Source organism: Indolivaga alginatilytica (assembly GCF_003201355.1).
Classification (GTDB): domain Bacteria; phylum Bacteroidota; class Bacteroidia; order Bacteroidales; family Dysgonomonadaceae; genus Dysgonomonas_A; species Dysgonomonas_A alginatilytica.
On record NZ_QICL01000011.1, the window covers coordinates 35,825 to 48,909 of the forward strand.

At 33.2% G+C, this 13,085-nt stretch carries 14 protein-coding genes and 1 tRNA gene; 10 read left to right on the top strand and 5 right to left on the bottom strand.

Going from position 1 to position 13,085, the window contains the following annotated elements:
* The 6 genes from CLV62_RS09960 to CLV62_RS09985 all read left to right on the top strand — a co-directional run bounded on the left by CLV62_RS09960 (nucleotide 1) and on the right by CLV62_RS09985 (nucleotide 5,494).
* Nucleotides 1-1,104, top strand: coding sequence for a YncE family protein (locus tag CLV62_RS09960; RefSeq protein ID WP_110310636.1), 1,104 nt, complete (start codon nucleotides 1-3; stop codon nucleotides 1,102-1,104).
* Nucleotides 1,105-1,165: 61 nt separating this feature from the next.
* Nucleotides 1,166-2,293, top strand: coding sequence for an ABC transporter substrate-binding protein (locus CLV62_RS09965; RefSeq protein ID WP_110310637.1), 1,128 nt, complete (start codon nucleotides 1,166-1,168; stop codon nucleotides 2,291-2,293).
* A gap of 173 nt (nucleotides 2,294-2,466) precedes the next feature.
* Complete coding sequence (locus tag CLV62_RS09970) at nucleotides 2,467-3,504, top strand: iron ABC transporter permease (protein WP_110310721.1); 1,038 nt, start codon at nucleotides 2,467-2,469, stop codon at nucleotides 3,502-3,504.
* A 41-nt stretch (nucleotides 3,505-3,545) separates the two neighbouring features.
* Nucleotides 3,546-4,550 carry an ABC transporter ATP-binding protein gene (locus tag CLV62_RS09975; RefSeq protein WP_245904071.1) on the top strand — a complete coding sequence of 335 codons (1,005 nt, stop codon included), beginning with the start codon at nucleotides 3,546-3,548 and terminating at the stop codon, nucleotides 4,548-4,550.
* 86 nt (nucleotides 4,551-4,636) lie between these two features.
* Nucleotides 4,637-5,050 carry an energy transducer TonB gene (locus CLV62_RS09980; protein WP_110310638.1) on the top strand — a complete coding sequence of 138 codons (414 nt, stop codon included), beginning with the start codon at nucleotides 4,637-4,639 and terminating at the stop codon, nucleotides 5,048-5,050.
* A gap of 12 nt (nucleotides 5,051-5,062) precedes the next feature.
* Nucleotides 5,063-5,494, top strand: a complete 432-nt coding sequence (locus CLV62_RS09985) for an energy transducer TonB (RefSeq protein WP_110310639.1) — start codon at nucleotides 5,063-5,065, stop codon at nucleotides 5,492-5,494.
* A 52-nt stretch (nucleotides 5,495-5,546) separates the two neighbouring features.
* On the opposite strand, the gene CLV62_RS09990 is transcribed toward CLV62_RS09985, so the two are convergent.
* Entirely contained in the window at nucleotides 5,547-5,807 is a 261-nt protein-coding gene (locus CLV62_RS09990; protein ID WP_110310640.1) for a type B 50S ribosomal protein L31, read from the bottom strand.
* Nucleotides 5,808-6,325: 518 nt separating this feature from the next.
* On the opposite strand from CLV62_RS09990, the gene CLV62_RS09995 reads away from it, so the two are divergent.
* The 3 genes from CLV62_RS09995 to CLV62_RS10005 all read left to right on the top strand — a co-directional run bounded on the left by CLV62_RS09995 (nucleotide 6,326) and on the right by CLV62_RS10005 (nucleotide 9,395).
* On the top strand, nucleotides 6,326-7,495 hold the full coding sequence (locus CLV62_RS09995; protein WP_110310641.1) for a lactonase family protein: 1,170 nt from the start codon (nucleotides 6,326-6,328) through the stop codon (nucleotides 7,493-7,495).
* A gap of 274 nt (nucleotides 7,496-7,769) precedes the next feature.
* Entirely contained in the window at nucleotides 7,770-9,206 is a 1,437-nt protein-coding gene (locus tag CLV62_RS10000) for a DUF3078 domain-containing protein (RefSeq protein ID WP_110310642.1), read from the top strand.
* 116 nt (nucleotides 9,207-9,322) lie between these two features.
* Nucleotides 9,323-9,395: transfer RNA gene (locus CLV62_RS10005), tRNA-Met, on the top strand.
* Nucleotides 9,396-9,945: 550 nt separating this feature from the next.
* Here the strand turns inward: CLV62_RS10005 and CLV62_RS10010 are convergent.
* From CLV62_RS10010 to CLV62_RS10025, 4 genes are all read right to left on the bottom strand, one after another.
* The gene (locus tag CLV62_RS10010) at nucleotides 9,946-10,281 is read right to left on the bottom strand and encodes a hypothetical protein (RefSeq protein WP_146212725.1); all 336 of its coding nucleotides are present in this window, start codon (nucleotides 10,279-10,281) and stop codon (nucleotides 9,946-9,948) included.
* A gap of 78 nt (nucleotides 10,282-10,359) precedes the next feature.
* Nucleotides 10,360-11,406, bottom strand: coding sequence for an EFR1 family ferrodoxin (locus CLV62_RS10015; RefSeq protein WP_110310644.1), 1,047 nt, complete (start codon nucleotides 11,404-11,406; stop codon nucleotides 10,360-10,362).
* A gap of 57 nt (nucleotides 11,407-11,463) precedes the next feature.
* Nucleotides 11,464-11,727, bottom strand: coding sequence for a DUF4884 domain-containing protein (locus CLV62_RS10020; protein WP_110310645.1), 264 nt, complete (start codon nucleotides 11,725-11,727; stop codon nucleotides 11,464-11,466).
* A gap of 208 nt (nucleotides 11,728-11,935) precedes the next feature.
* Nucleotides 11,936-12,625, bottom strand: a complete 690-nt coding sequence (locus tag CLV62_RS10025) for a hypothetical protein (protein ID WP_110310646.1) — start codon at nucleotides 12,623-12,625, stop codon at nucleotides 11,936-11,938.
* Nucleotides 12,626-12,792: 167 nt separating this feature from the next.
* Between CLV62_RS10025 and CLV62_RS10030 the strand changes: the two genes are divergently transcribed.
* Entirely contained in the window at nucleotides 12,793-13,074 is a 282-nt protein-coding gene (locus tag CLV62_RS10030) for a lipoprotein (RefSeq protein WP_110310647.1), read from the top strand.
* Nucleotides 13,075-13,085 lie beyond the last annotated feature (11 nt).

The window sequence follows — 13,085 nt, forward strand, 5'->3', positions numbered from 1 at the left end:
ATGAAAAAAAAGAATTTATTGTGGAGTATGTTACTATTTGGAGCTACTCTAATCGGTTTCTCTTCTTGTAGCGATAATGATAGTGATAATAATCAGGATACTTCGGCAGTCGAACTCCCCGGAGCGTATATACTGAATAGTGGAAAAATGGGAAGCAATGGGTCTGTTTTGTCATACTATGGCTTTAAGTCGGCGAAAATCTCAAATCAATTTGAAAAGGCAAATGGTATAATGGTGGGGGATGTCGGACAGGATGCAATTGTTTATGGCAGTAAAACCTATGTTGCGGTATATAACTCCGGTTTGATCTATGTTTTAGATATTAACGGTAAGATTGTAAGTACCATAAAAAGTGATGCTACACGCCCTTCTGAAAAACTACAACCACGTGCTTTGGAGTCATACAATGGTAAAGTGTATGTAACTTTATTTGATGGATATCTAGCCCGTATAGATACTACAACATTGACTATTGATAAAAGCATAGCAGTAGGTCCTAATCCCGAAGCAGTGAAAGTTGTGAATAATAAAGTATATGTAGCTAATTCGGGTGGTTTTGTAGCTGATTATCAATTTAATAATACTGTATCAGTTGTAGATCCAGAATTGAGTACTAAGAAAGATATTATTGTAGCAATAAATCCAAACGAGCTTAAAGTGGATAAATATAATAACTTGTATTTAGTATCATTGGGTAATTATGGTTTGACTAAACCTATTATACCAAACATACTTCAACAAATAAATACAACTACAGATGCTGTAACTAAACTGGATGAAGGGCGTTCATTTTCAATATTTCCGGAGGGGGATAGACTATATATGCTGAAAAAAGAGTATGATGCGAGTTATACTCCATCGTCTTCTTTTACTTATTACGATATCGTAAATAAGAAAGTGGTAGAAGAAAGTTTTATAACAGATGGAACTACGATAAAAGACATTAGCTTAATAAAATCTGAACCTACCACCGGCGATATGTATGTCTTAGGGGCTAATGGACAGAATAATGGGGATATGTATATATTTTCATCAGCAGGTAAATTAAAATCCAAATTAGATACAGGGGGAGCTTTTCCTGTGAAAATCTGGTTTGTAAAATAATATAAAATTTATTATCAAAAGGAGTTGTATTACAGCTCCTTTTGATTTTATATAATAACGTATGAGACATTCTCTGATTCTATTATTGTTTTCAGTTTTATTAATCTCTTGTTCGGGTAATAAACAATCGATTGAGGTTGATAATGCTATAGATACCGCTTATACGGTAGAATATGCCAAAGGCTTTACTGTAAAAAAATACGCCGATTATAAAGAAGTAACAGTTGTAGATCCATGGGATTCTACAAAAATTCTGCAACGATATATTTTAGTGGATAAAGCTAAAGCCTTACCTGCCAACTTACCTAAAGGTACACTTATCAGAACTCCATTGAGTAGCGTAGTTGCTTATTCAACGATTCATTGTGCTACTCTTAATGAATTAGGTGTTTTGTCGACAGTAAAAGGTGTTTGTGAGCCTAGTTATATTGATATCGACTATATTCAGGAAGGTGTAAAAAATGGAACTATTGCCGATTTAGGTCAGGCAGCAAATCCAGTAATAGAAAAAATAGTAGATGTTGATCCTGAAGCTATTTTTGCTACCCCAATACAAGGGCGTACTTATGGCAGTATTGATAAAGCAGGTATACCTGTAATAGAAACGCCTGATTATATGGAGCCTTTGCCATTGGGGCGTGCTGAATGGATTAGATTCTATTCTTTATTTTTTGATAATGAATCGCAAGCTGATTCACTATTCAATACGACTGTGAATAACTATAATGCCATTAAAGATAAAATGGCATCGGTCAAAGAAAAGCCGTCTGTATTTATTGATTTAATGTATGGAAACGTTTGGTATATATCGGGTGGAGGTAGTTTCATTTCAAGAATGCTAAGCGATGCCGGTGCTAACTATGTTTGGTCTGATAACGATAATGTTGCTTCAACACCTTTAGCTTTCGAAGAGATCTTGGATAAAGCGGGAGATGCCCAATTTTGGTTGATAAAATATAATCATCCGACTGATTTGACCTATACTTCGTTAGAAAAAGAATATAAGCCATATTCGTACTTCTCAGCATTCAAGAATCGTAATATTTACGGATGTAATGCGGCTGAGAAGTCTTATTATGAAGATCTTCCAATACATCCCGATTACATATTACAAGACTTTGCATATATCTTCCATCCGGATCTATTTCCGGACTATACTCCTCGCTATTATAGTAAGATGAAAGAGTGAAGTAATAAAAGTAGATGAAGTCATTTTGTTTGTGTCCGAGATACCATCACGATCGATCGTTTTACTTGGATAGACAATAAATACGGCTGTGACTTTACTTTAAAAGAGTATTACTATATTTGTTTAAGCAAAAGGTTTTGATTTACCTTTAGATATAAATAGAACTGTTGAAATTGAAAAATAACCACCTCGTAAGATATATACTGCTACTTATAGTTGCGATTGTCATTTTATTTTTTGCAAATCTGTTTGTGGGATCTGTAAAGATTCCGTTTCAGGCAATGGTTGATATTTTGGCAGGAGGTGAAGCTGTAAAGAAATCTTGGGAACATATTATTATTGAAGTGCGGTTACCTCAGGCTATTACAGCTTTATTTACGGGAGGAGGAATAGCTGTTGCTGGTTTATTACTACAAACTGCTTTTCGTAATCCTTTGGCCGATGCAGGTATTCTAGGTATCAGTGCAGGTGCAGGGCTTGGTGTAGCTATTGTCATACTTCTGTTTGGTGGTATAATAGGTAATAACGTAGGCTTTGATCTTTCGATATCTATGACTGTTGTTGCAGGTGCATTTGTAGGAGCAGCTCTTATACTTCTGATTATTATAGGTTTTGCTTCTATTGTAAAGAACAATATTATGCTGCTGATCATTGGTATCATGGTTGGCTACCTAACCTCTTCGGTTATTTCTTTACTGAAATACTGGAGTACGAGTGAGCAGGTATTCTCATATATGATCTGGGGGATGGGCGATTTTTCAGGTGTATCTATGGAACAACTTCCCTTTTACTGTATAACAGTATCAATCGGATTAATATTAGCTGTTGTATTGGTGAAGCCGCTAAATGCCTTGTTGCTAGGTGATAGATATGCTGCTAATCTAGGGGTTAATATAAAGAGAGTACGTTTTCTGTTATTACTATGTGCAGGCATATTGACGGCTGTAACAACTGCTTATTGTGGTCCCATCTCTTTTATAGGGTTGGCTGTACCTCATATTGCTCGCCTTATGTTGGGAACATCCAATCATAAGTCGTTATTACCCATGACTATTCTTATAGGTACATTTATGGCTTTGTTATGTAACTTGATTAGCGTAATTCCAGGTTCAGCAGGATTAATTCCATTGAACGCTATTACTCCTATTTTTGGAGCTCCTGTAATTATATATGTTATTGTAAATCAAAAGAAAATTCAATATTTCAATTAAGGTATCAGACCCTTTATTTTTTTTGACTAAATACCCATAAGGTGAATAAAGAACCTATTATATCAGCTCAAAATCTTAGTATCGGGTATCCAAAATCCCGTAACAGGAATACATCTGTGTTGTATGAAGATATGTCATTTAATCTTTATGCAGGAGAGTTAACTTGTCTGTTGGGTTCTAATGGTGCGGGTAAGTCAACATTGTTGCGTACACTCACGGGGCTTCAACCTTCATTGAGGGGTGAAGTTAATTTACGGGAGAAAAATATTTCAAAATATTCAGAACAGCAATTGTCTACGCTATTGGGACTTGTATTGACGGATAAAACTATTGTTGGGGGATTAACTGTTTCTGAACTTGTAGCACTAGGAAGATACCCTTATACAGGCTTCTTTGGTCGATTAACTAAAGAAGATCATCAGATTGTAGAAAAAGCAATGAATGATGTTTGTATTCTGCATAAAAAGGATTCGTATGTTGCCGAATTATCGGATGGGGAGCGTCAAAAAGTGATGATTGCAAAAGCTTTGGCACAAGAATGTCCTATTATTATATTGGACGAACCGACTGCTTTTCTTGATATAGTTAACCGTATTGAGATTATGAACTTATTGCATCTGATAGCAATAAAACAAAACAAGACTATTTTATTATCAACTCATGATATAGAGCTGGCTCTTACTCTGGCTGATCGTTTGTGGTTGTTGGCTAGGGATAAGGGGTTGAAGTGTGGTGTAACAGAAGATATAGTATTATCTGATGCGATAAATGATTATATCGGAAATAGTACTATTGTTTTTGATCGACAAACAGGACGATTTGTTTCGGAGCATAATATCACAAAGGAGATATATCTGGAAGCCGATGGTGAACTGTTCTTTTGGACAAAGAATTTTTTATCGAGAAAAGGATATTCTCTGACAGATAATGCAACAAACGAACTTTCTTTGAAATTGTCGTCTTCTACTGGGATGTCGGTTATTCGAAATAATCGGACGGAGATTCTTTCCTCTTTCGAAGAACTCGATCTTTGGCTAAAAGGCTAATTCTGTTTTATGGAATTTCTATTACTCTTTCCTCTATAAAGAAAACCTAAGGTTTAAAACCTTTTATTGCCTAAATATGTTTTCTTATGAAAAAATTAGCCTTACTTTCCAGCCTTCTATTAGTTAGCATAGTTCTTTACTCTCAAGATAAAAAGTTGACAGGAACAGATTCTATTAATACTATTTTTTCTTGTCCTATTGAGAATATGCCTCAGTTTCCCGGAGGTAATACAGCTCTCATGAAATTTGTCAAAGACAATCTAACATGGCCGGCAATCCATAATGAATCATCTATTGAGGGGCGAGTTGTGGTGAAATTTGTAGTGAGAGAAACAGGAGAATTATCAGATATAGAGGTTGTGCGTTCTTTAGAAAAATATTTAGATGAGGAAGCTATCCGTATAGTAAAATTAATGCCAAAGTGGATACCCGGTGAAAGAAATGGAAAGAAAATACCTTGTCCTTATACTCTCCCCGTTTTGTTCAAAATGGCTCACTAATATCTACTGTTTATGATAAAATTAGTATATATTTTTATGCTTATCTTTTTTTCGCTTAATCTGGAAGCTCAAATTAAGCCATCAAAACATGAACCTGCTTATATAGGAAGAGATACTATCACTATATATAAGAATCCTGAGGTTATGCCTCAGTTTCCCGGAGGTGAAATCGAAATGATGAAATATATCAGCCAATATCTAAGATATCCGATCCTAGATCAGTCAGAACTTATTGATAATGGCAGGTTCGTAGTTCGTTTCGTAGTCAGAGAAACGGGTGAAATTGATAATATAAGACTCATTAGACCATTGACTAAATCCTTTGAAAAGGAAGTTATTCGTTTTGTGGAAAGTATGCCAAAATGGATACCCGGAAAAGTGAATGGTAAGAATGTCGCCTGCTACTTTACAATACCTATCCAAATTTGTTTTCGTACAAAATAAAAAAGCACCCCGAAATTCGGAATGCCTTAAGTATTATTATCACCAAGTAAAATTACTTTTTAACTTGTGTGCGTTTAGCGTAACGATTCATGAACTTATCAACACGTCCTGCAGTATCCACCAATTTTTGTTTTCCTGTGTAGAATGGGTGAGAAGAACTAGTGATTTCTAATTTGACTAGAGGATAAGTAACACCGTCTACTTCGATAGTTTCTCTTGCATTGATTGTCGAACGAGAGATTATGATTTCATCGTTTGACATATCTTTGAAAACAACTGGACGGTAGTTTTCTGGATGAATTCCTTTTTTCATTGCTATTATTATATTTATTTTTTTAATTATTCTCTTTTAGGTCTGCAAAGATAGACTTTTTTAAAGAATAAAAAAATATTACCGATCGAATTTTCCTATTAAAAAGGAGTTGGTCTCCTATTTTTATTCATTAAGTTTGTTTATTCTATTTTTCCGGTTCAAACGTTGGGTTATTTTATCTATCTATACAAGGATCAAACAGCAATCAACGGTTGGCAATTATTAGGAAATAGGGGTAGTAGGGACCGACCTGTAGTCTGGCCGAATCGGAAATTAATCAATATGAGAAACAGTGAATAATAAACAAGGGGAAATAAAGATTTCCAAAAAAGTGTTACTTTTGTTACTTTTGTCACCTTTTTAATGATTGTTGTCTGATTTACAATGGTTTAGCGAAGTCCAAAAAGTGACACTTATCAAGTAACCTTTGTTACCTAATTGGTTACTTCTTATAACTAATGTCACTTTATTGAAAATTTGGTACGTTTAATTCAAGTAATAAACAAATATAAAAAACTATGCTAAAAAAAGTCGTAGCAATATTTTCGTCAGTATTTCTTATAATAGGATGTGGAAATAAAAATGCAAACAATAATGCAGATAATCAGTCTATGGATCAAATAGAGAAGAGTGATTCGGAAATGTATATGTTGGTTGGTACATATACTTCAGGAGAAAGTAAAGGTATTTATGTATATAAATTAGATACTATAACAGGTACATCTAAATATATAAGTGAAATAAAAGTTGATAACCCGTCTTATTTGGTATTGGATCAATCCGAAAAGTTTGTATATTCAGTAACTGAGGATGAGGGTATCGGGACATCGGCTGCTAATGCTTTTTCCTTTGATAAACAGGATGGAAAACTCACTTTTATCAATAAGCAATTAACAGGAGGAGGTGCTCCTTGTTATATAAATATTGATGCTGATGGTAAACATGTTGTTACAGCTAATTATTTGGGTGGAAGTCTTACCTATTTCTCTGTAAATGAAGCAGGAGGATTGGAGACAGCGTCACAGGTTATTAGTTTTTCGGGAAAAGGAACGGATGTTGACCGTCAAAAACAATCGCATATTCACTGTGTGCAGTTTACTCCTGATGGAAAGTTCTTATTTGCGAATGACTTAGGGACAGATAAGATTCATAAGTTCAATGTAAATGAATCAGGAGATAATTTTTTATCAGTAGGCAGTCCTGCTGCATTTTCTATTAAAGGGGGATCAGGTCCTCGCCATCTTAAGTTCCATCCTAACAATAAGTTTGCATATGTGATAACAGAATTGTCAGGAGATGTGATAGCTTTCGATTATAATGATGGTAATCTGAAGGAGATACAGACTATAAAAGCAGATACGGTAAATGCTAAAGGAAGTGGTGATATTGGCATTACTCCTAATGGTAAATTCCTATATGCTTCCAATCGACTGAAAAATGATGGTTTAGCGATATTTTCAATAAATGAAGCAGATGGTAAATTGACAAAGGTAGGGTATCGTACTACAGGAGTGCATCCTCGTAATTTTGCAATTACTCCTAATGGCAAACTATTATTAGTGGCTTGTCGGGACAGTGATGTTATTCAGGTTTTTAAAATCGATGAAAATACAGGTTTACTTGAGGATACAGGGCATGATATAAATTTAGATATGCCGGTTTGTATAAAATTTGCATCTATAAAATAAACACAATCACGTGTAACTATTAAAATCAATAAAAGGAAAGGCTCTATGTCTTTCCTTTTGTATTTAGGTGGGTGAAATTTATAATTTCTTTATTCTCGAGTAATGGACTCCACTTCTTCTTTTTAGTAAAAAATAAGTATTATTTAGAAATTAAAGAAGACTTCCATGTGTAAAAGATTAAGCTATGACAAGCTTTTATTATTATATTTGCAATATTTGAATATTATGTCTCGTTTATTGGCTAAATAGTTAAGAGGAAAGCAATCTAATCAAGATGAAAAATTCTTTATTTTATATTTTAGCATCACTTGTGATGTCACTTTGTACTTTGGCTTCTCATGCCGAAACATTAGATTTAAGTTATAATGAAAAAGTTATCCCTGCATATATGCTTTCGGTGGACGATAGATTTGCGCTTAACGTAGCTCAAAAATCCATATTCCAGAATGATTCGGCTCTTGTATATACTAGAGGATCTAACGGATTGATTATTGTTCCCCCTGTAGATTGGGATCCGTTTCCTTATAATGTAAGCTTTCGGGATACAGTAATATATGACCGCCTTTTTCTTCCTGTTGTGTTCGATGGTAAGATCTTACCTCCGCGATTAGATTTTATACCTAAAGATGCATCAAAGGAAACTCCTCAATTTCATTTAATTCCCGAAGAGAGTACGTTTGCTCCTTTGATAAAAAGAGTAGAGGAAGTACAAGCCAGACGCCGGAATTTTTATATGGATATGAGTAATATTGGAGATGTCCGATACAATGCATCAGTATTGAAAAGTATACCGAAACTCAGGGAAGAAGATGCCACCAAGCGTAATTTTCTCCATGATCTTATAGCTACAGATGAAGCTATAAAGGTGACTCCTATAGAGATGGAGAAAATTGATCCCGGTTTTATATATTGGGTTAAAAGTGGAAATCATGCGCTTCAAGTAGCTCAAAATTATATTACCCATAACTGGAGTAGGGGAGGTAATAGTAGTTTTTTTATTCGTAATGATCACAGGGTAACTGTAAACTATGCTAAAGATAAGATTACATTTAATAATATTCTGGAGTGGAGATTGAACTTACAGGCTACTCCTTCTGATGAACTCCATGATGTAAATATAAGTGAAGACTTATTTCGTTTAGAGAATATATTAGGATATAAGGCATATAATAATTGGTCATATTCTGCTCGATTAGAGACAAAGACTCCATTCTTCCAAAGTTTTCCTCTTAATTCTAATGTTAAGACCTCTTCCTTTCTAGCTCCTTTTATGGCAAATATAAGTATTGGTATGGGCTATAAACTTGATAAAAAATTTGAAAGTGATAAAAGGAAAAGACTAAATCTAACTTTGAATTTATCTCCTTTGTCTCTCAACTATATTTATGTAAGAGATGAATCGGTAGATGAAAAGCGATTTGGATTAGAGGAAGGAGAGCGAACATTGGCTGAATTTGGTTCTCTGGTTAGTTCGAATCTGGATTTTAGAGTTAGCAGATATGTGACATGGACATCTCGCTTTAAATATTTCACAAACTATGAAAGGGTGGAAGTTGAGTTCGAAAATGTATTTACGATGTTGTTTACTCGTCTTCTTTCTACTACTGTATCGGTGAATACTCGATTTGACGATAATGTGCCTAAGGGTGGGCAATTAGGCTATTTTCAGGTTAACCAACTTGTAAGTTTCGGATTAAATTACAAATGGTAAGAGAATTATTGTATTGATGCTTAGTCGTATATGAAATATCTATCAAAATAATACAAAAATAGTGAGCGAAATATTTGGACTGTATTAAAAAAGACGTATCTTTGTACTCGAAATATCGCGGGGTGGAGCAGTTGGTAGCTCGTTGGGCTCATAACCCAAAGGTCATCGGTTCGAGTCCGGTCCCCGCAACAGAAGAGAAAGAATCACTTATTAGTGGTTCTTTTTCCATTATGGAAAAGTTTATATGGGAGAATTTATAGAATTTATATTTCTAATATGGGGAGGTATTGTTGCTGTCCTTTTATTCTTATTTTTTTATTTTTTACTTTTTTATATGTAGATAAAAGCATTGTAAAATTATTTACAATAGAAGAGGAAAGGGAATGTAAGATTATTTTAGTTATAAGAATAATAGTGGAAATTATTTTATCTATAATTCTATTATACATGATATCATCAATCATTATACCACAAAGTTGCAAGGATTCATCAGATTCTGATGAAATCTATTGGCGAAATCTGAATTAGGATATTTTTAACCATGAAAATTTGAATTACATTTGATAGTTTTGATATCTTCTAAAATAAATTACTTCTTTTCCTATCCTCAATAAAATTATCCGATAATTAGATAGAGTATCCAGCTAAAAAAGAGCAATCGAAAATCCGATTGCTTTTTTGCATAAACAAGTGTACTTTAAAGTAGGGAAGAAATACTACCCAGTAAGAAAATAGAGACTTATTCTCTAATTGTATATGCTACATCGGAGTAACTCCCTCCTACGTATATTTTATTATCTCTAATTGTATATGCTATATCAGAGTAACTTCTTCCCACGTATATCGTATTATCTCTAATTGTATAAGCAATATCAGAGTAGCTTCCTCCTATGTATATCGTATTATCTCTAATTGTATATGCTACATCAGAGTAACTCCCTCCCACGTATATTTTATTATCCCTAATCGTATAAGCTACATCAGAGTAGCTTCCTCCTTTGTACACTTTTTTATCTGCAGCATGGATTGTGATAGATGCTAAAAAAACAATAAATAAGAATATTACCTTTTTCATAGTCATTATAAATTAGAGTTTATAGTATAGTGATTAGACTTTAAAATAAAGTATAGGTTTAAAGTAATTAAAAATATTTTATGAATCTTTTTTCCATTTATTATCAGGAATCGATTTGTATCTCCCCCAGAATTTATAGTATGTTAATGATGTATGGGATATTATTTTCCTTATAAATCTGTTCTTTAATAATAGTTGCTGTATTTTATACAAAATCGTTAAAAGAGCAAAGAAAGTGATGTTTAATACTATAAATTTAATAAATAGAAACTGTAAGTTGTCTGGAAATAATTTATAGAGCAGATAAGAACCAATACTTGTGGTGAGAATTCCTGTTACAAGGAAGAGAGCATGTGCTGTTTCAATTGCCTTTTGAGGGCAATTACTCATGCACTTCATGCAACTCTCACATTTAAAAGTCCAGAATGGTCTGTTGCTAATCTTTTCGATTGCTTTTACCGGACATTGCTTTATGCATAATTCGCAATTATCGCAATTGTTTCCTGCATAATACGATTTGGCAAAGGCAAACCTGCCGGCAATATAATAAACCAGAGATATCGGAGAGATTAGTATATCTTGAATTATATCCTTGTATGCTGTGAAAACAGTTCCTCCTGAAAATATTTTATCACAAACTCTTTCTGTGAGGTAATAATTTCTTTTATGCAAAAATTTAATTGTTTTTTGACTTAAGGCCGGGTGAATCGATATCCAATTAGATGGCATATCGAAAGGAATCTGCCCTGCGATTCTATAACCTTTGGTTTTTAATAGAAGTGATGATAATAAAAAAGCAACTCCCGTAAGCCCGGGTGTGACAAAAGAGCCTATTTTCATTCCCGCTCTTGTATTCATCAATACAACCTTATTTTTACCTTTTGGAAGATGGCGTATAAAATCGATTGTTATTTTTGGAAAATTAAAGCCATGAATTGGAGAAATAATTATAATTAGCCGATCAGTATTAAATGCTTCAAGTTCTCTGATATCAATTTTTGAAATATCTATTAGCTGACAATCGATGTTTTTCTTATTCGCAAATTCCGAAATCCATAATGCAATTCTTCGGGCGTTTCCTGTTCCCGAAAAATAAAATATTGTTATTTCTTTATATGTTGACATTATAGACATGTTTTGATAATAATGTATTCTACTTATTCGATTTGCTAAAGCAGATTATCACCTGTTTCTTATAATTGTTTGTATCTGAGTATTAGTAGAATCATTATTTGATACGGTTACATCTCCTGTACAATTCGTAAAATATACATACTTGTGATTATCTAGAAAACGATACACTTTACATCCGTCATGCTCAAACAGATAATCTACTTCGTATGTCGCATTGTTTTGTGCTTTGGTTCGAACGAGCGGTTCATTGCTTCCGCAAGATGAAAAACTGAGTAAAGATATACCGATTAATAAAATTATAAATGTTTTCATTATTTATCGTTTTAGGGTTTCAGATCTTCTTTTTGATTTGGTTAATAAAAGAACTATAGTTGGCTATTACTTTAAGATATAGCATTAACTGGTTGGAATTACTTATATAGATTAATAATTTCAAATATACGAAAAACAGGATAATATTTTCATATTAAAAATACATAAGTGATACAAAGGTTGTGAGTTATCAAACAAACTAATCAGTCTATTTTGATTTACTCTCAAATTTTAAATTTGCTGTTTGTTGTTTAAACATCAAAATAAATCGATCCTTGTTAAGTGTTTCAAAGTTTAGGTATATAAAGCCATATTGAGGTGAGAAATAAAAAGTTAATTTTGTAATTCCTAAAGAAGTTTCACCGATAGCCTCCACTTCAAAGCATTCTATGTGTGTATTTGCTTTTTTGTAAAACCATGAAGTCTTTTTAGTGATTCTGTATTTATTTCTTACAGTGGTTTTGAGTTTAGTCGGGTTGTTTAACGCTCTATAATAGATTTCAGGAATATTTTCCAGTTCCCATTCCCAATTCTTACCTATTTCTAATGGGTAGTGAATTAAGGGAAATGGGCAAAACTCCAGAATAGCATATTCTTTGAAGCGAGGAGGATGCAGGAATATCTTTTCAGAAGTTTCTTTTACACCGGTTTCTTCAAAATAATCGTTACTCGTTTTTGAGTCCTTTTGAATCCAACGGATTGCCCAACTATCATCTATGTGTTTATTCTGAAAACTCCACTTATTTCCTGTACATTCAAGATATAGTGTACTTTTAATTGTATCATTCTTTTTTATATGATAAACATCGTATTCTATTCTTATAGGCTTATTATAGATTTGAGCATTTAAGGTAAGATGTATTGAGAGGATAAGTAAGGCGGTTAAAAGTTGTTTCATATATACTTATTCTTTATTGTTTAAATATAGTTAGAAAGTCTAGTAATTTATAGTCTCTAAATATTGATTCTTTTGTTTTTATAGAGTATTTTTGTTTTGGAAGTCCGAATTCTTCGAACTTATCAGTCTTGTAAAGCGTTTATTTGATAAATAAAAACGATTATCGTATGAAAAAGATACTTTTTATAGCATTTATTGCTACAGTTCTTTCAGCTTGTGGTTCTATGAAAGTTTATAATTCGGCTCTGAAACAAATAGAGTTGGGTATGACAAAACAAGAAGTTGTATCGCTTATGGGTGATAAGTATACTACAACAGGTATAAATCAAGTACAGGGTAAGCAGCAGGAGACATTAGAATACAAGGATATGTATAAAAATCATTTCTTCTTTGTGTTTGTTGATGATCACCTAAATAAATGGTATAAAGAGACTGAAGATAAGAAGTAATACTTAGAGAA